The sequence below is a fragment of the Paraburkholderia sp. GAS206C genome (genome assembly GCF_050435645.1).
Classification (GTDB): domain Bacteria; phylum Pseudomonadota; class Gammaproteobacteria; order Burkholderiales; family Burkholderiaceae; genus Paraburkholderia; species Paraburkholderia phenazinium_B.
This window is the reverse complement of record NZ_JBNDKR010000004.1, coordinates 217,968-238,046: the sequence shown is the minus strand read 5'-3', so window position 1 is coordinate 238,046 and position 20,079 is coordinate 217,968. Positions and strand designations below refer to the sequence as shown.

At 63.3% G+C, this 20,079-nt stretch carries 21 protein-coding genes and 1 pseudogene; 11 read left to right on the top strand and 11 right to left on the bottom strand.

The genetic code is table 11. The annotated features are described in order from the left end of the window. The first annotated feature begins 83 nt into the window (after positions 1 to 83). Positions 84 to 707, top strand: a complete 624-nt coding sequence (locus tag P3T20_RS13245; RefSeq protein WP_074264393.1) for a TetR/AcrR family transcriptional regulator — start codon at positions 84 to 86, stop codon at positions 705 to 707. Between the two features lie 5 nt (positions 708 to 712). Here P3T20_RS13245 and P3T20_RS13240 read toward each other — a convergent pair whose 3' ends face one another. Then, positions 713 to 925 (bottom strand): hypothetical protein, encoded by a 213-nt coding sequence (locus tag P3T20_RS13240; RefSeq protein WP_074264394.1) that lies wholly within the window; start codon positions 923 to 925, stop codon positions 713 to 715. A gap of 414 nt (positions 926 to 1,339) precedes the next feature. Here P3T20_RS13240 and P3T20_RS13235 point away from each other — a divergent pair. Then, positions 1,340 to 2,287, top strand: a pseudogene (locus tag P3T20_RS13235) (LysR family transcriptional regulator); the annotation flags it as partial. Positions 2,288 to 2,689: 402 nt separating this feature from the next. After that, on the top strand, positions 2,690 to 3,142 hold the full coding sequence (locus P3T20_RS13230) for a GNAT family N-acetyltransferase (protein WP_074264396.1): 453 nt from the start codon (positions 2,690 to 2,692) through the stop codon (positions 3,140 to 3,142). Here P3T20_RS13230 and P3T20_RS13225 read toward each other — a convergent pair. The 8 genes from P3T20_RS13225 to P3T20_RS13190 form a co-directional block, all read right to left on the bottom strand. Next, positions 3,131 to 3,535, bottom strand: a complete 405-nt coding sequence (locus tag P3T20_RS13225) for a cupin domain-containing protein (RefSeq protein ID WP_429287063.1) — start codon at positions 3,533 to 3,535, stop codon at positions 3,131 to 3,133. The genes P3T20_RS13230 and P3T20_RS13225 overlap by 12 nt on opposite strands. Before the next feature lie 142 nt (positions 3,536 to 3,677). After that, positions 3,678 to 4,538: an AraC family ligand binding domain-containing protein gene (locus P3T20_RS13220; protein WP_429287062.1), complete on the bottom strand. Its 861-nt coding sequence runs from the start codon at positions 4,536 to 4,538 to the stop codon at positions 3,678 to 3,680. Positions 4,539 to 4,548: 10 nt separating this feature from the next. Beyond that, entirely contained in the window at positions 4,549 to 4,779 is a 231-nt protein-coding gene (locus P3T20_RS13215; protein WP_074264399.1) for a DUF2795 domain-containing protein, read from the bottom strand. Positions 4,780 to 4,800: 21 nt separating this feature from the next. Beyond that, a complete protein-coding gene (locus P3T20_RS13210) occupies positions 4,801 to 5,052 on the bottom strand; it encodes a hypothetical protein (protein ID WP_429287061.1) in 252 nt (83 codons plus the stop codon). Positions 5,053 to 5,307: 255 nt separating this feature from the next. Continuing rightward, entirely contained in the window at positions 5,308 to 6,645 is a 1,338-nt protein-coding gene (locus tag P3T20_RS13205; protein ID WP_429287060.1) for a C45 family autoproteolytic acyltransferase/hydolase, read from the bottom strand. A 220-nt stretch (positions 6,646 to 6,865) separates the two neighbouring features. Next, positions 6,866 to 8,599, bottom strand: coding sequence for a ClcB-like voltage-gated chloride channel protein (locus P3T20_RS13200; protein ID WP_429287059.1), 1,734 nt, complete (start codon positions 8,597 to 8,599; stop codon positions 6,866 to 6,868). A gap of 154 nt (positions 8,600 to 8,753) precedes the next feature. Continuing rightward, positions 8,754 to 9,491 carry a glutathione S-transferase gene (locus tag P3T20_RS13195; protein ID WP_074264403.1) on the bottom strand — a complete coding sequence of 246 codons (738 nt, stop codon included), beginning with the start codon at positions 9,489 to 9,491 and terminating at the stop codon, positions 8,754 to 8,756. 130 nt (positions 9,492 to 9,621) lie between these two features. Further along, positions 9,622 to 10,725, bottom strand: coding sequence for a YeiH family protein (locus P3T20_RS13190; protein ID WP_074264404.1), 1,104 nt, complete (start codon positions 10,723 to 10,725; stop codon positions 9,622 to 9,624). A 114-nt stretch (positions 10,726 to 10,839) separates the two neighbouring features. On the opposite strand from P3T20_RS13190, the gene P3T20_RS13185 reads away from it, so the two are divergent. From P3T20_RS13185 to P3T20_RS13155, 7 genes are all read left to right on the top strand, one after another. After that, on the top strand, positions 10,840 to 11,781 hold the full coding sequence (locus P3T20_RS13185) for a LysR family transcriptional regulator (protein WP_429287058.1): 942 nt from the start codon (positions 10,840 to 10,842) through the stop codon (positions 11,779 to 11,781). 143 nt (positions 11,782 to 11,924) lie between these two features. Continuing rightward, entirely contained in the window at positions 11,925 to 12,911 is a 987-nt protein-coding gene (locus P3T20_RS13180) for a sugar kinase (protein WP_429287057.1), read from the top strand. Between the two features lie 160 nt (positions 12,912 to 13,071). Beyond that, positions 13,072 to 14,355: an MFS transporter gene (locus P3T20_RS13175; RefSeq protein ID WP_429287056.1), complete on the top strand. Its 1,284-nt coding sequence runs from the start codon at positions 13,072 to 13,074 to the stop codon at positions 14,353 to 14,355. A 4-nt stretch (positions 14,356 to 14,359) separates the two neighbouring features. Next, positions 14,360 to 15,325: a 2-hydroxyacid dehydrogenase gene (locus P3T20_RS13170; RefSeq protein ID WP_429287055.1), complete on the top strand. Its 966-nt coding sequence runs from the start codon at positions 14,360 to 14,362 to the stop codon at positions 15,323 to 15,325. Positions 15,326 to 15,332: 7 nt separating this feature from the next. Continuing rightward, a complete protein-coding gene (locus P3T20_RS13165) occupies positions 15,333 to 16,430 on the top strand; it encodes a LacI family DNA-binding transcriptional regulator (protein WP_429287054.1) in 1,098 nt (365 codons plus the stop codon). A 60-nt stretch (positions 16,431 to 16,490) separates the two neighbouring features. Next, positions 16,491 to 17,426, top strand: coding sequence for a YhfC family intramembrane metalloprotease (locus tag P3T20_RS13160; protein WP_074264410.1), 936 nt, complete (start codon positions 16,491 to 16,493; stop codon positions 17,424 to 17,426). Between the two features lie 48 nt (positions 17,427 to 17,474). After that, positions 17,475 to 17,840, top strand: a complete 366-nt coding sequence (locus P3T20_RS13155) for a DUF3022 domain-containing protein (protein WP_074264411.1) — start codon at positions 17,475 to 17,477, stop codon at positions 17,838 to 17,840. Between the two features lie 30 nt (positions 17,841 to 17,870). On the opposite strand, the gene P3T20_RS13150 is transcribed toward P3T20_RS13155, so the two are convergent. Together P3T20_RS13150 and P3T20_RS13145 are read right to left on the bottom strand one after the other, a co-directional pair. Continuing rightward, on the bottom strand, positions 17,871 to 18,308 hold the full coding sequence (locus P3T20_RS13150) for a PGDYG domain-containing protein (protein ID WP_074266038.1): 438 nt from the start codon (positions 18,306 to 18,308) through the stop codon (positions 17,871 to 17,873). Between the two features lie 211 nt (positions 18,309 to 18,519). Further along, positions 18,520 to 18,963 (bottom strand): Spy/CpxP family protein refolding chaperone, encoded by a 444-nt coding sequence (locus tag P3T20_RS13145; RefSeq protein WP_074264412.1) that lies wholly within the window; start codon positions 18,961 to 18,963, stop codon positions 18,520 to 18,522. A gap of 198 nt (positions 18,964 to 19,161) precedes the next feature. Here P3T20_RS13145 and P3T20_RS13140 point away from each other — a divergent pair, with 198 nt between their 5' ends. Further along, the gene (locus P3T20_RS13140; RefSeq protein WP_429287053.1) at positions 19,162 to 20,046 is read left to right on the top strand and encodes a LysR family transcriptional regulator; all 885 of its coding nucleotides are present in this window, start codon (positions 19,162 to 19,164) and stop codon (positions 20,044 to 20,046) included. The last annotated feature ends 33 nt before the right edge of the window (positions 20,047 to 20,079 follow it).

The following is a 20,079-nucleotide window of genomic DNA, read 5'->3' as shown; positions in this document are numbered from 1 at the left end:
AGATGATGAACTGCATTCTAATACATACCTGTATCTGAATGTGAAGCCGTATGTGAATTCTTTCCGGTGATAAACTATTCAGCATGAAACGCCAACGCCTCACACGCGAGCAGAGCAAAGACCAGACGCGCCAGCGGCTGCTCGATGCCGCGCAAGCTATTTTTATGAAGAAAGGGTTCGTCGCGACGAGTGTAGAAGACATCGCGGAGGCGGCCGGCTATACGCGCGGAGCGTTCTATTCGAACTTCAGCAGCAAGCCCGAACTGTTCCTCGAACTGCTCAGGCGCGACCATGAGGAGATGCAGGCGCAACTGGAGAGCATCTTCGAGGAAGGGGCGACGCGCGAGACCATGGAGGCGCAGGTGCTGGCGTACTACAGCAACCTGCCGCACGACAACAAATGCTTCCTGCTATGGATGGAGGCCAAGCTCGTGGCCGCGCGCGATAGCCGCTTCCGGGCGAAATTCAACGCATTCATGCATGAGAAGCGCGAGCATATGAGCGAATACATTCGCGCATTTTCGGCGCGTGCAGGCACGCCGTTGCTGTTGCCGGCGGAAACGTTGGCGATAGGACTGATGGGGCTGTGCGAAGGCGTGCAGTTCCTGAGCACGATCGATCCGCAGAACATTTCTGCGGATGCAGCCGAGGCGGTACTGGCGGGATTCTTTGCGCGCGTCGTATTCGGGCGCGATGCGGCAGGCTGAGTGGGTCAGTCCACCGGGAAGTTCGCGCAGGCGTCGGTCACGGGCGACGCGCAGACGAACGAATACTCGCCGCTCCATTGCAGCGCGGTTTTACCCGCATGCAGGACCTGGCGGACGTCGGGATCCGTTTCGTAGGCGATGAAGGCAGAGCAGGCGACTGCGGACAAAACGACCAACGAAAACGCGATCTTTTCAAAAATCTGGAAACGGTATGGCATGGCGATATCTTCCTTTTCGCCCGTAATGATACCTCAACCTAGGGTTTTCACCTAGTCCGGCGTACGCCAAAATGCCTTCCCCTGGCACGTATTTTCCCGTGCCACGTTATTTGCCCCCGCTGCCGCCTTTGCGCTTCGAACAGCGCGCAACTCCGTTTAATTTCCTGCGCATCATTTACCTGACCGTTTTGTCATGTTCACGACAGGGTTGGGCCATGAGTGGTCGATACAATCAAACCCGTAGGGCAAGCCTTGGTGCGAGCGACTGGCGGCGTGGGAAACCACGCACGAGGTCCGCCGTCGAGGTGCGATGTCACCCGCTGGTAGTCATTGGCTTGCGCAGTCGCCGACGCTCCGTTTTTACGCCGCGTCGGTGTTCGTTGGCTTGGCTTTAACCGCGGCAGGAGTGGCCCCATGAATCATTTGCAGTCGATGCGAGTTTTCGTCAAAGTGGCCGAACTCGGCAGCTTCGCCCGTACTGCCAGCACGATGGGCATTTCCACTGCCGTCGTGACCCGTCACGTAGCCGACCTCGAAGAACGTCTCGGCACGCGCCTCCTCAACCGCACGACGCGCAGCCAGTCGCTGACCGAGTCGGGCCGGGTCTATCTCGAGCGCGTTCGTCCGATCCTCGACGACCTCGAAGGCGTCGAGCAGATGGTGGTGGCGCGCAATCACGAACCGGTCGGCACCTTGCGCATCGTGGCGCCGGTGGTGTTCGGCCTGCATAACTTTGCGCCGGTGTTGCAGTCGTACGCCGAGCGTTATCCGAACGTCATTCCCGATGTCACGCTGGTGGATCGCCATGTCGACCTGGTCGAAGAAGGTTTCGACGTGGGCGTGCTGATTGCCCGCCAGATGCGTAGCGCGAGTATTGTCACGCGGCGTCTCACCACGGGTCATATGACGGTGTGCGCGACGCCGGACTATCTGCGCAAACACGGCACGCCGACCCGTCCCGAGCAACTGCAGGATCATCCGAGCCTGTCGTTGCCATCCGAATACGGCGGCGACGAGCGCGTCTTCACGAGCATCGACGGCAAGGGCGAAGTGCGGATGCGTCCGACCAATGCGATCGTCGCGAACAACACGGAAATGCTGCGTCAGTTCGCACTGCTCGGCATGGGCATCGCCATCCTGCCGAGTTACCTGATTGGCCGCGATCTCGAACGCGGCCGTCTGGTGCGGCTGCTGGCCGGTTATCGTCTGCCGCAGGTGGAGGTGACGATTGCGTATCCGAGCCGTCACCATCTGCCGGCCAAGGTGCGGACCTTTATCGATCATCTGGTTGAACACTTCAGCCAGATGTCGACGGGTCTGCCGGGCGACCCCGCGGCCTTGCAGGAGCCAGCACTGCGTCCGGCTCAGATGATGCAGCGTACGGTTGCGGAGATGGAAGCGAACGCGCCGGAGTTCGATGACATCGATGAAGCTGCGTCCTTGCAGCGCGGCAAGGCGGCTGCGGCACCCGCCCCGCGCAAGGCAGCGCGGTCGGCTCGCATGACCGATCAGGCGACTGCAGCGGGTTTGTGAACTGCGCAGAAAACACAGGCGCCCGGCAGACGCAGTGACGCAGAGGGACGCGTTGCTCGCCGCATCCGGATTGCGGACGCGGGGCGGTATCAGCGGAGGGACAAAGGCGCGACTCGGCGCCCTTGAGCGTGTGGCAATAATCAGGCGATACTGCGGGTTAGCAGGGCGCGGACAACCGCCCGCGACCAATCCGCGGTGAGTCCGCGCACGCTATCCGGGGAGCATGACGAGTTGAACGTCGCCTTTGCCAACACAACCAGCGACGACGTCGAAACGCTGGTGCAAATCCGCATCGAAGCGATGCGCGAAAGTCTCGAGCGCATCGGGCGGTTTGATCCGGTTCGTGCCCGTGAACGGTTTCTGGCGTCGTTCGAACCCGCGCAGTGCCGTTTCATTCTCGTGGATGGCGTCGAGGCAGGCTTTGTGCTCGTCAGGCCGGAGCCCGGTCATCTACAACTTGCTCATTTGTATATCGTTCCTGCTCACCAGGGCAAGGGCGTCGGCGCTGTCGCGCTCGAAGCTGTGCTCGCCGATGCCGATACCCAGGGCGTGCCGGTCAGATTGGGCGCGTTGCGCGACAGCGACTCGAACCGTTTCTATCAGCGCCACGGTTTTGTCAAAACCGGTGAAGACGAGTGGGACATTTACTATGTCCGCGAGCCGCGCGCGGCCTCAAATCCATAAGTCATTCTTCGCGGTCCGCTCACTCTCTTCGCCGCCGGTATTCCTGACGCCGCGCGGTTCGATCACCAGCATCTGCACTTCCTTCTCGGCATACGGCTTGTGCTCCTTGCCGCGCGGCACGACAAACATCTCGCCGGCTGAAAGATGCACTGCGCCGTCGCGGAAATCGATTCGCAAGTGTCCGTCGAGCACGATAAAGGTCTCGTCGGTCTCCGCGTGCTCGTGCCAGACGAAATCGCCTTCGATTTTCACCACCTTGAACTGGTAGTCGTTCATCTCCGCCACGACGCGCTGTTGCCATTGGTCGTGAATGAGAGCGAGTTTTTCGGCGAAATTGATCGCGCGGTAGGGGGCATGGAGGGCCCTGCTGGCCGGGGCTGGTGCGTTCGACATCGGCTGTTCCTGTGGGTGTAAAGAGGCACAGGTAAGCGTACGGCCTGCGGCTCGCAGCGTCTTGTACGAATGTGCGTGGCTTGGGTGCGTATGACGGGCGTGTGAGTAGCGCGGGCGTATGCGAACAGGTGCCCGCGCGACGCTAGCGTCGCAAGACCGTGCCAGACGCGTGGCCCGCGGTGTTTGCCTGACTCACCATCTTCAACCAGCGCGACGGCGGCACGCCCCACGTTTTGGTGAAGTGCCGTGTCATATGGCTTTGATCGGCAAAGCCGGCGGCAGCGGAGGCATCTGCCAGCGGCCGGCCCTCGCTTGCAAGCCGGCGTGCCAGGTCGAGACGACGCATGGTCAGATAGCGGTGCGGGCTGGTGCCGAACAGGGCGCGGAAGTCGCGCGACAAGCTCCATTTGTCCTTGCCGCTCGCCGTAGCGAGTTCGTCCAGCGTGACGGCTTGCGCGAGCGATTCGTGCAGGTACTGGCGAGCCTGTTCCGCAGCCCGGTAGTCGGCAATGCGTATTGTCTGCGTAGCGCCGGAGGCCGCGTCGAGCGCCATGGCGAGGTCGTAAATGGCATCTTCCTGCTCGAGCGGATCAAGGGCGCGGTCGATGGCTTGCAGCAGCCCCTCGGTGGCCGCGAACAGGCGCGGATCGTCCGACAGTCCGCCTTCGATGAACGGCAGCGGCTTCCCCCCAAGCACCTGTTGAAACAGCGCCGGCTCGACATAGACCATGCGGTAGCGAAAGCCTTCGTCGGTGCCGGCCTGGCCGTCGTGCGCTTCGTCGGGATGCAGCACCATCGTCATGCCCGGCACGCTGTTGCACATGCCGCGGCGGTAATGGAAGCTTTGCACGCCGGCTAGCGTGCGGCCGATCGCGTAGGTGTCGTGACGGTGCAGGCCGTAGGCGGCGTCATGAAAGAACGCTTCGATGCGCTCGATGCCACCGGACGAAGGCGCGCGCTCGATCCAGTCGGCGCCGTCCGTGCGGCGCGTCTTCGGTGTCATGCCCATACGCTCAAGAGCTGAGTCCGGGCCCGAAATTACCACCCAGCAGCGGGGTGATGGAGGCGATGTCCGGGTAGTCCTGCTCCGGCAAGCCGTCGAGCATCGACAGCAATTCATTGCTGGCGCCGGCTTCGCGTGCAAGGTCGACGAGTCCGTCCTTGTTGACCGGAAACTTCGCTTCACGCAGAACGTCTGCAATCTGCAGATCGATCGATTCGCCGGGGATACCCGAGCCGGACATGCGCATGCTCCTTGTCGCAGATTATGTTTGCAGATGCTGATCCTGGCCCGTGAGGCCGCGGTCCAGGCGCCGCGATTTCGGCAGCGCGATGTGTTCCCACTGCTGCGGACGGTTCGCGTCCGTGACGCCGACGTTCGGCGCAGCCGGTGCGACAGGCGCGGCATTAGCACGTGCGACGGCTGAACCGGCCGTGCTGTCGAGCGCCGTATGAACCGGCGCTGCAAAGCACGAAGCCGACAGCGTCACCATGACCATCAGTGTCGAGGTTTTCATCGCCCGACCTCCTTTCCACATGCAGCGCAGAGACTGCAGCAAGCGCTGTGCCATTCCCGCGGCGGCAGGAATGGCGCACGCCGCGTGCGGACCGCGCCTACGACGCGCCGCACTCCTTCCATCTTAGACGGCAAATCGTGCAACCGCCGCAAAAACCGCGTGAGACTGCGCAACACCGCGAAAGGGAGCCGTCTGGGTCAGATCATGGCAGAAAACGCAATCTTGCGCCGTGGAGCGGGCTGTGCAGCGGGACGGCTAACGCAGCACGTCAAAGCGCGTCCAGGGCCATGAGGGCCGGTCCTGCATGTAGCCATTGAGCCAGTTCCACTGCGGATGGCGTTTCATGAACGCCTGCGCATCGAACGGCTGACCGCAGGGATGGCCCCAGCGGGCCTCGAAGGCCATGTCGCGGGCCATCTCGCTGTCCGCCACTTTGCCGTCATTGGCGCCCCAAGGGTTGAACGGCCCCAGCTCGGAGCCGCCGAAGCGCGCGTCGTCCAGTTCCAGGTGCCCGCAGATGGTGCGCGAGCACGGGTTGTCAGGCCGGTTCAGATACACGTCGTGATGGTCGGCAATCATTTGCCGGGCCAGTTCGACATCGATCTTGCCGCGATGCAGTTCCTCCAGCTGCATGAAGCGCAACCGCCGCGCGCCGTTCTTGCGCACGTCCGTGTAATCCTCGCCTTCGCCGACGCACTCCTGATTGCGGATCTTCAGGTCGGTCGCAGTGTTGTAGCCGCTATAGAAACCGTTCCGCGTGCTTTCGAAGCCGGAGTAGTGCAGCCCCAGTTCATAGCGGGCGATCTCGCCCGTTTTGACATCCCCGAGCAGCCAGCTATTCGCATAGCCGCCGTTGTTGGCCACGGCGAACATCTCGCACCACTCGCCGATACTGTTCGCATACTGCGTAGCACGCCGTGAGCGGTAGAACTCCGGCGCGCCGGCCGGGTTATAGCCAACGAAGTCGGAGATGGTGGTTTCGGTCACCATCAGCCCGGCGGCGCTGATCCAGAAGTCGGTGAGACTCGAGATGCAACCGGGCAGTCCTTGCATCAGGATGCGATGACCGGATTCCGGCACGATGTCGAAGATCACATTGAAGGCGTCGCCCGCGGCGTAGCGGTCCCATGAGTTGTGCGCCATGACGATGCGCCCATCGCGCGTGGCATTTCCGGTGGCGATGAAGGCGCTGCAATGGTGGCCGCGCCTGCCGCGCCACGGTTTGACGCCGAGTCGCGGCTGCTGGGCCGCCACGTGGCTCGGCCACCAGCTTTGCAGCAGGTCCATGTAGCCGTTCCATGCGAGGACCTCGGAGAACGGCAACCTCGCGCCGTCGGCGATGCCCTGGATCTCGTCGGTGAATTCGCTGTCGAGTTTGGGGCTGAACTGGGCCGCGGCCGCGTTGACGAAAGTATCGAACTCTTCGCCGGTATCCCATTTCGCGAGGTAGCGCGCGGTGCCGATTGCGTTGCGGATTTCGGTGGCGAGCAACTGGCCGTGCTGCTCGCCGCGGTCGTACGGCTCGCCTTCGATATGCAAGAAGATCCAGCCGGCCTGATCGCGGCGCACCGCATCGATGGAGGGATCGCTCATGCTGACTCCGGGTCGAAGCCGCGCGGAACCCGGGGGCGTCCGTCGAGGCGTTTCAACCGCGCCGCGCGAGGCGGCGTGCTACTGGTTTTTATTGTAGAGCGTATGCCGCGCTTTGCCATGCGGCGTCGAGGCAGGGCGGGGGATGACGTTCAACCGTTCGCAGGTCGGCAGGGCGGGATGCTCAGGCGGCAGCGGTCTAGAGAACCGGCATCGCAACCGCTCAGCGCGTGGGATTCATGCGGAAATAGGCATCGAGCAGCGAGGTCTTGTAGACCACCCCGGCCAGCTTGGGATGCGCGATGCTCTCGATCACCGGCAGACGCTCGCCCTGAAAGGCCATGAAGTGCTGCAACGCGACGCCGAGCGGCATATCGGGCGTGAGCACGTCGAAGTGAGTCTGCAGATAGTCCGAAGCGCTTTTGGACGAGGTATCGCGCTTCTCGAGCAGGTCAGACGTAATGTCCTTCAATGCGACGACGCCGAGGAACGCGCCGGCGTCATCGGCGACATAAAGATACTTCACGGGATATTCCAGGAACACCCGCGTCATTTCCTGGACGGTCGCTGCGGGCGTCACCACCGTCTCCGCGGGGCGGATCAGCTCGCGCATCTGCGTGGCGCGCAAGCGCACCCGTTCCTGCTCTTCACGGTTGCGCACGAGCGTGATCTCATACATCGAGGTTTTGCCGATCGCGCGCGCCACGAAATAGGCGACCACGCACGACAGCATCAGCGGCAGCACGACCTGATAGCTGAGCGTCATTTCGAAGATCATCAGGATTGCCATCAACGGTGCCTGCGTGGCGCCGGCGAGGAACGCGCCCATGCCGACCATGGTGTAGGCGTAGGGCGCCGACGTGCCGTTCGGCCACAGCGCATGCATGCCGAGGCCGAACAGCGAACCGACCACCGCGCCCACGAAGAGCGTCGGCGTGAACACGCCGCCCACTGCACCCGAGCCGGCAGTGGCGGCGGTGGCGATCAGCTTGAACACCAGCACGAAGACGAGCGCCGTCCAGGTCCACGGTGAATGAAGGATCGAGTTGACGACGCTATAGCCATTGCCCCAGACCTCGGGCGACCACACTGACAGAACACCGACGATCAGGCCACCCAGCGCCAGCCTCACCGGCAGCGGCAAGGGCAACTTGCGAAAGCCTGCCTTGGAGATGTCGAGCATGCGCAAAAACTGCGGAGCCGCGGCGCCACACAGCACGCCGAGCGCGACGAACAGCAAGACTTCGAGGCCCGCCACCGGCGGAAACGCCGGCATCTCGTAGGGGGGGCGGTAGCTGGTGAACTCGCGCATCGTGATGTTGGCGACCACGGCCGCGACCACGACGGGCCCGAAGCTTTCCATCGCCATCGAGCCGAGCACGATTTCGGTCACGAAGAAGGCGCCCGCAATCGGCGCGCTATACGCGGAGGTGATGCCCGCCGCCGCGCCGCAGGCTACCAGCAGGCGCAGGCGCGGCGGGTCGAAATGCACCCAGCGGCCGATCAGCGATGCACTGAGCGCCGCCAGTTGCACCATCGGACCCTCGCGGCCGATCGAGCCGCCGCTGGAGATGGTGAACAGCGACGACACGCTGCGCCAGAAGCTCAGTCGCACCGGCACGATGCCGTCGCCGATCGCCACGGCTTCCATATAGTCAGTGTGCACGTTCTTGTCGGCGTGACGTCGTGCGATCAACAGCAGGAAGCCGGCGATGAGACCGCCCGCGGCGGGCAGCAAGATGCGCACGGTCAGCGGCAGGCTGCGCGCCATCTGGACGAAACTGCCCGAGTGGCCGACGAAGCCCAGTTGCAGCAGCGAAATCGCCTCACGGAAGGCGATCGTCGCAAACGCGCCCGCGACACCCACCACCACCGACCAGACCAGCATCGTATGGGCGTCCGACAGCCGGAACATGTCTTGCGCGCGGGTGCGCAGCCTCAGCAGGAATGAAAGCACGACGGCAGCAGGATAGAGGGAGAAAGGGGGGGAACCGCGCGCAAGAATAGCACTGCGCGACGGTCGTGGGAGACGTTCGAGAGGACGGTTTTGGCTGGGCGCAAGGCGCGCTTGCGCCGCTGTACGAGATGCATCCTCCGCGCCGTCAGCGTTTTCACCGGGCGGCCTTGTCGAGTTCCGGGTAGTGTCGGAAGATGCCTGATTCGTTGTAGGCCAGACGCCGTTCCGAAGCGAGATAGGCGGCAATGTTTGGACGCGCGGCCACCGCGTCGTGCAGCCCGGCGAGCAACGGATAGTGCACGCCGAAACGCTTCATGGCACGCGGGAACGCGTAGTGCAGCCCGTCGATCAACTGGAACATCGACAGATCGACGTAGGTCAGCTTGTTGCCCACCAGGTGCGCATCGCTCTGCGTGTTTTGCAGGATCACGCGCTCGAAGTAGTGCATGAACTTCGGAATCCGGTTGTCGATGAAATCGTGGGCGCGGATTTTGGCGGCGTCTTTCTGGTCTTCGTAGTAGAGCTCGCTCGCGAGCGGATGATGGGTGTCGTGAACTTCAGTCACCACGTCGGCGATCGTCAGTTGCAAGCCGTTTGCGACGTAGCGCAGGCCTTCGTCGGCAGGCGCCAGACCGAGCTTCGGGCCGAGGTAGAACAGAATATTGGCGGTCTGCGAGATCAGCAGAGTGCCGTCTTTCAGGAACGGCGGCGCAAACGGCGGATGCCCCTCGCGCTTGCTGCTCATCACCTCCAGCATCCTGGCCGTGCCGAGCCCTTCGGCTTCCTCGCCGCGAGCCACTTCGATGTAATCCGCGCCTGCCTCCTCCAGCGCGAGCCGCACGAATTCTCCGCGACCCTGCAAGCCATCCCAATAGTAGAGTTCATAGCTCATCGATCGATCCTCATTCGGCTGTTCAGGCAGTCAGTATGCCGTGTGAGCGCGCCGCGTTGTGCGCAGAAATGCGCAAAGCCCCGCACGCGGCGGGGCTGGCTGCAAGGTACGAGTGGCGTTGCCAGCCGCATCAACCAAACAGACGCTGGACGGCCCAGGTAATGCCGAGGCCTCCGACGATCAGCCATACATACAGGATCAGTCCGGTCGTCAGCGCTCGCGGACCGGCCTCGCGGATCTGCGAGATGCGGGTTTCGATGCCGAGTGCCGTCATCGCCATGGTCAGCGCGAACGTATCGAGCGTGTTGAGCGTCTGGGTGGCGGCTTCGGGCAACACGTGCAGCGAGTTCAGCACCACGAAGCCGAGGAAGCCAAGCGCGAACCAGGGAATCGCCAGCTTGCGCGGGGCGTGCTGGGCGCCGGACTGCGCACCGCCAGCGGCACTAGCAGCACTGGCACCGGCACGGCCCGGACGGTTGATCCACATGCCGATCGCGAGCAGCACCGGCACCAGCAGCATCACGCGCGTCATCTTGACGATGGTCGCGATATGCGTGGCCTCGGGGCTGACGTTACTGGCCGCGCCCACCACCTGTGCCACCTCATGAATCGTGCCGCCGAAGAACAGCCCCGCGCCGACGGTATCCAGATGCAGCCAGCCGGCCTTGAACAGGATCGGGTAGAGGAACATCGACAGGGTGCCGAACAGCACCACGCTGCCGACTGCCATGGCGCTCTTGTGCGGCTTCGACTGCAGCGTCGATTCGAAGGCCAGCACGGCGGCCGCACCGCAGATGGCGCTGCCGGCGGCGGTGAGCAAGGCCGTGTCGCGGTCGAGCTTCATCAGCTTCATGCCGGCCCATGTGCCGATGACCAGCGTACTCACCACGATCAGCACCGATTCCGCCAGTCCCGGCAAACCGACCTGGGCAATTTCCTGCAGGCTCACGCGCAGGCCGAAGAAGGCGACAGCGATGCGCAACAGTTTGCGCGCCGAGAAGTTGACGCCGGCCGCCCAGCTCGCCGGCATGCCGTCGCGCATGGTGTTGCCGTACAGCGCACCGGCGACGATACCGACGATCAACGGACTCAGACCAAGTCCGGCGATGGCGGGCAGCGCGGCAAGCCGGGTCACGGCAGCGGCGAAGAGGGCGACGAACAGGACGCCGTTGAGCTGTCCGCGGGTGGTGGAGATCGCCTGGCCGGGAGCGGCCTGAATATGAGCGGTAGACATGATTTTCGCCTTCGGGGCGTTTGGCTTGGACGAGCTAATCCTAGTTTGAATATATCGATATGAAAAATCGTCATTTATGACGTAAACTATCTGTTGAACTGATATTTCAGCGCCATGACCCCCGATCAGCTTATAACTTTCGCCGCCGTCGCCGAGCATCGCAACATCAGTCGAGCCGCGGTGGCTTTGCATCTGTCGCAGCCCGCGGTGTCGGGGCAACTGCGTCAATTGCAGGATGAGTTCGGCGAACCGCTGTATCAGCGCGACGGCCGTGGCGTGCGCCTGACGCCGGCCGGCGAGCAGCTCGCCAGTTATGCGACACGCCTGCGCGACACCTGGCGGCAGGCGCATGCCTATCGCGACGCATTGCGCGGCATGGAGAGCGGCACATTGCGGGTCGGCGCGAGTACGACGCCGGCCAGCTATCTGCTGCCTTATCTGATCGCGGCGTTTCACCGGCGCTATCCGGACGTGACGCTGCATACCACGGACGGCAATACCGCTGAGATCGTCGGTGCGCTGGCCTCGCTCGATATCGCGATGGTCGAAGGGCCGGTGGGTGCCGATTTGCCGCCGGACACCGCCGTGCAGGCGTGGCGGCAGGATGAGATTGTGGCGATCATGCCGCGGACGCATCCGCTTGCATTGGCTGCGGGCGCGGGAACCGCAACGGCAGCCGCGGGCGTAGCTGGAGACAGGGGCGCCGCGGCCGGTCGGATAGAGTTAGCGGCACTGGGAGCGCATTCTCTTGTGCTGCGCGAGGCCGGCTCCGGCGTGCGCCAGATTGTCGAGCGGGCGTTTGCCCGCGCGGGGGTGCCGATGCGCGTCGCGCTGGAGATCGCCGGTGTCGAGGGCGTGAAGGAGGCGGTGCGCGCGGGCATGGGGATCGGCTTCGTCTCGGCGATGTCGATGCGTCATGAGGGTGGCGCGCTGTGCCTGTTCTCGCTCAGCCCGGAACCGCTGACGCGGCATTTTTCCATTCTGATTCCCCATGCGAGCGCGCCGTCACGCGTGGTCGAGCGCTTTCTGGCACTCACCTCGGACGATGCGGATTGAATACGTGTCAACGGATGCTTTTTCGGTATAATTGGATGGAACCGGTTCCATTTCCAGGAAATCGGGACAAAGCAGGGCAACTCCGATGATTTTGCGATAGTTGCAATAGTCATCGCGGCGTCCCGGCTTTCTTAGGAAACCGCATGAATCCGACGCTTGATGTCATCACCTACGGCGAAGCCATGGCGCTCTTCGTCGCTGCTGAAACGGGTCCGCTCGCCGGAGTCGGCCAGTTCACCAAACGGATCGCCGGGGCCGATCTGAACGTGGCGATCGGTCTCGCTCGACTCGGCTTCAAGGTGGGCTGGATGAGCCGGGTCGGCAACGATTCGTTCGGTCAGTACGTGCGCGACACCTTGCACCGCGAAGGCGTCGACCAGCAACGCGTCGTCACGGACGATCGCTATCCCACCGGCTTTCAGCTCAAGTCGAAAAGCGACGACGGCAGCGACCCGGCTATCGAATACTTTCGCAAGGGCTCGGCGGCCAGTCATCTGTCTCCGGACGACTATGCTCCGTTCTACGTGCTGCCGGCGCGTCATCTGCATCTGACGGGCGTCGCACCGGCGATTTCCGAATCGTCGCGCAAACTGGCGTTGTTGCTGGCGCGAGAAATGCGTGCCGCAGGCAAGACGATCTCCTTCGATCCGAACCTGCGGCCGACGCTCTGGGCGTCGCGCGCGGCGATGGTCGAGGGCTTGAACGCGTTGGCTGAGCTTGCGGACTGGGTGCTGCCTGGCATCGGCGAAGGTGAGATCCTTACCGGCTATTCGAAGCCGGAAGACATCGCGCGCTTCTATCTGGAGCGGGGTGCGCGCGGCGTCATCATCAAGCTCGGGGCGCGTGGCGCGTATTTCCGCACGGCGGACGAGTCTGGCGTGGTCGAGGCGCAACCGGTCGCCAAGGTGATCGACACGGTCGGCGCGGGCGATGGTTTTGCGGTCGGCGTGATCGGCGCCTTGCTTGAAGGGCGGCCGTTGCCGGAAGCCGTGGTACGCGGCAACCGGATCGGGGCGCTGGCGATTCAGGTGATTGGCGATTCCGAAGGCTTGCCGACCCGCGCCGAGCTCGACCTGCTCGAACAGGCCGATGCCACGACACCCGGCGCCGCCTTGCTGGACAACGTCTAATAGCGCCGTCTGCTTTACTGGCTTTGATCTGGAACCTGTACAAGCATTAAGACTTGTAGCGCACAACAACAAGATGCCCGGAGACGCTGCTTCACGCGCACGGCACATCCATCCAAACGGGTTAAGGTTGCAACCATGTTGCATGGGACGGGAGACATCCATGACCTCATCGCTTGCGCTTCGCCGCTGGTGGACGATCATGCCGATCGTGTTCATCACCTACAGCCTTGCCTATCTCGACCGCGCGAATTTCGGCTTCGCGTCCGCTGCCGGGATCAACCAGGATCTCGGCATCAGCAAGGGCCTGGCGTCGTTGATCGGCGCGCTGTTCTTCCTCGGCTACTTCTTCTTCCAGGTCCCCGGCGCGATCTACGCGGAGCGCCGCAGCGTCAAAAAGCTGGTGTTCTGGAGCCTGATCCTGTGGGGCACTTGCGCAGCCTTGACCGGGATCGTCAGCAATATCCCCTCGCTGATGGCGATCCGCTTCCTGCTGGGCGTAGTCGAAGCGGCGGTGATGCCGGCCATGCTGATTTTTATCAGCAACTGGTTCACCAAGCGCGAGCGCTCACGGGCCAACACCTTCCTGATTCTCGGCAATCCGGTGACGGTGCTGTGGATGTCGGTCGTGTCCGGCTATCTGGTGCATTCGTTCGGCTGGCGCCCGATGTTCATCGCGGAAGGCGCGCCGGCCATCGTCTGGGCCGTGTGCTGGTGGTTTATCGTCGAGGACAAGCCGGCTCAGGTGTCGTGGCTCACGCAGCAGCAAAAGGACGAGCTCGCCGAGACCCTGCGCGCCGAACAGGCCGCGATCAAACCGGTGCGCAACTATGGCGAAGCGTTCCGCTCGTCCGCAGTGATCAAGCTATCCACACAGTATTTCTGCTGGAGCATCGGCGTGTACGGTTTCGTGCTGTGGCTGCCGTCCATTCTGAAAAACGGTTCGACGCTCGGCATGGTGGAAACCGGCTGGCTGACGGCGCTTCCCTATCTCGCGGCGACCATCGCCATGCTCGCTGCATCGTGGGCATCGGATAAACTGGGCCGTCGCAAGCAGTTCGTCTGGCCGTTTCTGCTGATCGGCGCGGTGGCGTTCGCGACCTCGTACGCGGTCGGCTCGACGCACTTCTGGATCTCGTATGCTTTGCTGGTCGTCGCCGGCGCAGCCATGTATGCGCCGTATGGACCGTTCTTCGCGATCGTGCCGGAACTGCTGCCGAAGAATGTCGCCGGCGGTGCGATGGCGTTGATCAACGGCATGGGGGCGCTAGGGTCGTTCGTCGGCTCGTACGTGGTCGGTTATCTGAACGGTGCGACCGGTACGCCCGCGGCATCGTATGCATTCATGAGTGCGGCGCTCGTCGCCGCAACGATTTTGACGTTGACGGTGAAGCCACAGCCGTCTGCCTCTCCCAAACTCGTCGCTAATCCATTGCAAGGAAAATAAGCTGATGAAGAAGATCATTGCCTACAAGCCGTTGCCCGACGACGTACTCGCGTATCTGCGCCAACATGTCGAGGTCGTGCAGGTCGACGGCGCGCAGCATGATGCGTTCGTCGCAGCGCTCAAGGACGCGGACGGCGCGATTGGTGCCAGCGTGAAGATCACGCCGGCCATGATCGAAGGCGCGACGAAGCTCAAGGCGCTCTCGACCATCTCGGTTGGATTCGATGCTTTCGATGTCGCCGATCTCACGCAACGCGGTATCGTGCTCGCACACACGCCGGATGTATTGACCGAATCGACTGCAGACACGGTGTTCTCGTTGATTCTGGCGACCGCTCGCCGGGTCGTCGAGCTTGCCGACTGGGTGAAGGCCGGCCAATGGAAGACGGGTGTCGGGCCCGCGCAATACGGCGTCGAGGTTCAAGGCAAGACGCTCGGCATCGTCGGCCTCGGACGGATCGGCGGCGCTGTGGCGCGCCGCGCCGCGCTCGGCTTCAACATGCCGGTGCTGTACACCAACCGCAACCCGAACCCGCAAGCCGAAGAGGCTTACGGCGCACGCCGTGTCGAACTGTCCGAGCTGCTGGCGACTTCCGATTTCGTGTGCCTCCAGGTGCCACTGACTCCGGAGACGCAACATCTGATCGGCGCGGCCGAACTGCGCGCGATGAAGAAGAGCGCGATCCTCATCAACGCTTCACGCGGCGCGACCGTCGACGAAGCCGCGCTGATCGAGGCGCTGCGGGCCGGCACAATCCACGGCGCGGGACTCGACGTGTTCGAAACCGAGCCGCTCCCCGCCGATTCGCCGCTGCTGTCGATGCCCAACGTGGTGGCGTTGCCGCACATCGGTTCGGCGACCCACGAGACGCGTCACGCGATGGCGTTGAACGCCGCCGAGAACCTCGTTGCCGCGCTCGACGGCACGTTGACGCGCAACGTCGTTAACCGCGACGTTCTGCGCAAGTGAGCGCATCTTGAGCAGCCCGCACACCATTGCGCCGCGCCGCGCCACCATCAGCGACGTGGCCCGCGAGGCCGGCACCGGCAAGACCAGCATCTCGCGCTATCTGAATGGTGAACTGAGCGTGCTGTCGCCGGAGTTGCGCGCGCGGATCGAAGCCGCGATCGAGCGGCTCGACTATCAGCCCAACCAGATGGCGCGCGGTTTGAAGCGCGGCCGCAACCGGCTGATCGGCATGCTGATCGCGGACCTCACCAATCCGTATTCGGTGGAGGTGTTGCAGGGCGTCGAGGCCGCGTGCCATGCGCTCGGCTACATGCCGTTGATCTGCCATGCTGCCAACGAAGTGGAAATGGAGCGGCGCTATCTGCAACTGCTCACCACGTATCGCGTGGAGGGCGTGATCGTCAATGCGCTTGGGGTGCGTGACGAAACTCTCCGGCCGGTCGGCGACGGCGGGATTCCCGCGGTGCTGGTCGATCGCATGGTGGACGGTCTCGTTGCCGATCTGGTCGGGCTCGACAATACGGCGGCGGTGCAACTGGGCACGCGTCATCTGCTCGAGCGCGGTTTCGACGATATCTGGTTCGTCGTGCAACCGTTTGAGCGCATCAGTTCGCGGCGCTTGCGCGAGGAGGCGTTTCGCGCGGCGATAGACACTCAGTCGCGGGCCCGAGGCCAGACCGTTGTGCTGGAGCTCGGCGATGCGGCAGCGGTGGAGGGCGCGCTGGCCGAACTGGACAAAGAACTGGACCGTGCGCTGGCTGATGCGCCAGATCGCGCCACCCGGGCGACTCACGTCACTCAAGCCGCCGCAGCACCGGCGCCTCGCATTGCCCTGTTCGCTGCCAACGGGCCGGTCGCGCTCTGTCTCGCCCGTCATCTGAATGCACGCTACGGCATGCGCTGGCAGGAGCGCATTGCGCTGCTATCCATCGACGACCCCGAATGGGCCGAATTCGCTGGCATTACGGCGATCCGTCAGCCGACCTATCAGATCGGCTATCGTGCGGTGGAGTTTCTCCATGAACGCATCGACGGCGTGCAGACGGCCGTGCGCGACTGCCTGCTGCCAGGCGAATTGATCGTGCGCGAGTCAACTTCGCGCTGATCTGCGATCATTCGGGCTGCGGCGCGCAGCGGGTGCGCGCCGGTCATCGTAAGGAAACCCATGGTTGTTGCACCGCTCACGCTTACCTGTCTCGTACTTTCGACGCTGTTCGCCGCCGCTTTACCGATTGTCCTGTACCGCCGCCTGCGCGTACCGCTTGGGCTGAACGCCCGCGACGCGATCGCTGGCATTGCCGTGTTCGCGCTGTTCGCCAGCGTGATCGAGCGTGCGCTGAATGGCTATGTGCTGCATCAGAATGCAGCCGTCGCCGCCTGGCTATCCCATCCGCTCACGTTCGTGATCTATGGCGCGCTGGCCGCAGGCGTCTGCGAGGAAGTGGGGCGGTTCATCGCCATGAAGATGATGTGGCAGCGGGCCGTGGCTGCCAAGGCTGCCGCTGCGCCGAATTCACTCGCGAATTCGGCGAGCGAAGCGTCCGTTGCCAATGCGGCGGTTAGCAGTTCGACCACCTCCCGGCCTTCCGTGTCGGCCCGCGTGTCGATGCGCAAGAAGACCGTCGTGCCGCCCTCGACCGGCGATAGCACAGCGCTCGGTTACGGCATCGGACATGGCGGCGCCGAAGCGTGGATAGTCGGCGTGCTGGTGCAGATACAGTGGATCGTTTTCGCGGTGGTGGCGAACCGCGGCGAGCTCGACAGCTATCTGGGCAGTCTGCCGGACGAATCGCTGATGCGCATCCAGATGGTTCTCGCCAGTCTGTCGCCGCTGACGGCGGGGGTTTTTCTGCTCGAACGGGTGGCAGCGCTGGTGCTTCAGATCGGCCTGTCGGTGTTGATGTGGCGCGGTGTGCGAGCCGGCTGGTACGCGATCCTGCCGCTGGCCATCGTCGCACACGCGTTGGTCGGCTTGCCTGCTGCGTTGTTCCAGGTGGGAGTCATTCCGCTTTACGCCGTGGATGGCCTGTATGCGCTGCTGGCGATCATCGTGGCGGTTGTGCTGGTCAAAATGTTCCAGCGTACGGCACGTACTGCCTGAACTCTTACGGCAACTTTCTGGCGAATTCCTAACCTTCGGTCTGCAAACATGGAAGCCTACCAATACGTCTGCACGAGCCCCGACATGGAAGAACTGGCGCGCGTCATCAGCGACCTGTTTCCCGAGCAGACGCAGTTCATCGAACGTCCGGCCGAGGATGGCACGCCGACCCTCGCGGTCCACTGGGTCGCGATGCGCTTTGGCGCAGCGGCGCGCCGCATTACGGTGAGCGTGGTGATGTCGCCCGCGGTGCTGGCGCGCTATCGGGCCATGCCGGTGCGCCAGCGCGGACGCAGTTTTGCGGTGTTGCGCGCTTATGTCGAAGCGACCATCGGCTCGCTTGAAGAACAGTATGCAAACGGCGAGGCCGTGCCGCGCGAGGTAACGATCGAACTGGATGAACAGTTCGCGTGATGGGGCGAGCGGGCGGCCAGCTCGCGCGGCCTACTCGGCCAACCGATACACCTTGGCAAAGCGTGCCGCCTGCACGACGCCGTAGTCGCCCGGCGAGTATTGCATAACCCAGTCGCCGGCCGTGCCGCGCAGCACATCGCCGCCGGCCGCGGAACGCGCCAGCGTAAACGGCCCGGTCATCTGCCGGGCCAGCACGACGGCGGGGCGATTGCGGTACGCACCCGGTTCGCCGTGAGCGAGCGAAGCCTCGGCGGGCAGATATTTCGCATCGAAACGATCGCGTGACACCACCCAGCGGTCGCCGGTCGAACCGGTGATCAGCGCATCGCCGCGCACATAGCGGTTCGGGCCTTCGAGGCTCATCAGTTCGCCATCGCCCGCGGCAAATTCGACGGAGACGGTTTCGTCCTTGACGACACGTTGAGCGGCCGCATCGGAGCGCAGGTCGAGGTTCTTGAGTTCGATCATGAAGCAGGTTGCCAAAAAGGTAAGACGCTGGATGACAGCGGTTAAAGCCGTGTGCGGACCGCCGGGCCTGGCTTGCTGCAGGTCGCACATCGCGCTCACGTACGGCTCGAAAGCCCGCTTGTGGCGAGCGCAAAGCCGAATGATGCCAGAAGCATAAAACAGAAAGCCTGCCGTTCAGGGCAGGCTTTCTCTGGACCGCTACAGCGAAGCTTTACTTATGCTTCTTGCCGCCGCCCGGCGATTGATGGAAAGTCTGATCCGCCAGTTTCTTCTGATCCGGCGAGAGGCTGTTGTACAGCGGTTCGAACGCGTCGACCAGCTTCTTCATGCCGTCGGCGTGTGCCTGAGCGATTGCCGCGTATTGCTTCATGTCGTCGATAGCCGACTGGGCGCCCGCCTGCTGACGCTGCTTGAACAGATCACCCATGGTTTGCGCGTTGCTGCGCATTACATCGGCAAACGCGCTCCACTGCGGGTCCTGCGCTGGCGTGATCTTGAGCTGCGAGTGCAGGTACGCGATGCGATCTTCGACGTTGCGCTCGTGCTTGCCCGCTGATGCGGCCGCCGCGGCAGGTGCCGAGGCCGGTGCTGCGGTCTGTGCGAAGGCGCCGCTCATGGCGAGCGCGGAAGCCAGGATTACCAGTGCTTTTTTCATCGAAACTCCTGATGTTCGTTCGTATTCGGTTACAGCGCGGACAGTGCGCGGACGAGGCGCGGGTCAAGCATAGGGCGTCTTGATGATGAGCCGGTCGGAATGCCCGCTTTGCCAAGCTCGCTATTAGTATCACGATATCCCTACAATGCGACTACGTTGCGACAAACGCTTACAACCGAAACCAACAGGAAATAGCGGGTGGACAAATTCGTCAGCATGGAGATCTTCGTGGCCGTGGTCGAGGCGGGCAGCCTGACGGCGGCAGCCGAGCGTTACGAGATTTCGTCGGCGATGGTCGGCAAGCATATCCGCTCGCTCGAGACACGGCTGGCCGCCCGGCTTCTCACGCGGACCACACGTCGTCAAAGTCTGACGGAGATTGGTCGTCAATATTACGAGCAGTGTCGGCGCATTCTCGCGGATGTGAAGGATGCCGAGTCGCTCGCCGAGGCCATGACGGCGACGCCGCGCGGCGTCCTGAAGGTCACGGTGCCGCTCACTTACGGCGTGGAAGTGTTCGCGCCGGCGATGACCGACTATCTCACGTCATGGCCCGACGTCAGTCTCGAACTCGACCTGTCGAACCGGCTGACTGACCTCGTTGAAGAGAGTTTCGATGCCGCGGTGCGGATTGGGCCTCTAGCAGATTCGAGCTTTGTGGCGAGGCCATTGAAGCCTTACCGGATGCGGGCGTGCGCCTCGCCGGAGTATCTCGCGCGGGCGGGCACGCCGCGCACGCCGGCCGATCTCGCCCAGCACGAATGTCTTGGTTTTCTGGACTGGGGACGCGACGGCGCATGGCGCTGGAATGGGGAGGCGGAGGGCGAGAATCCGTTGCGAGCGGGAAGGTTTCGCGCCAACAACGGCCAGGCGCTCAAGGTGGCGGCGTTGCGCGGCTTCGGTCTGGTATTGCAGCCGGAAGTGCTGCTGGCGAAGGAGATTGCCAGCGGCGAACTGGTTTCGGTGCTCGAAGATTATTTGCCGCCGGGCATGCCTGTGCATCTGCTTTATCCGCGTGACCGGCGCGCGACACCGAAGCTGACGAGCTTTATTGACTTTGTGATGGAACGGTTGGGCTTGTAAGCGGCGATAATCCGCTGCATGCCATTCAACGCT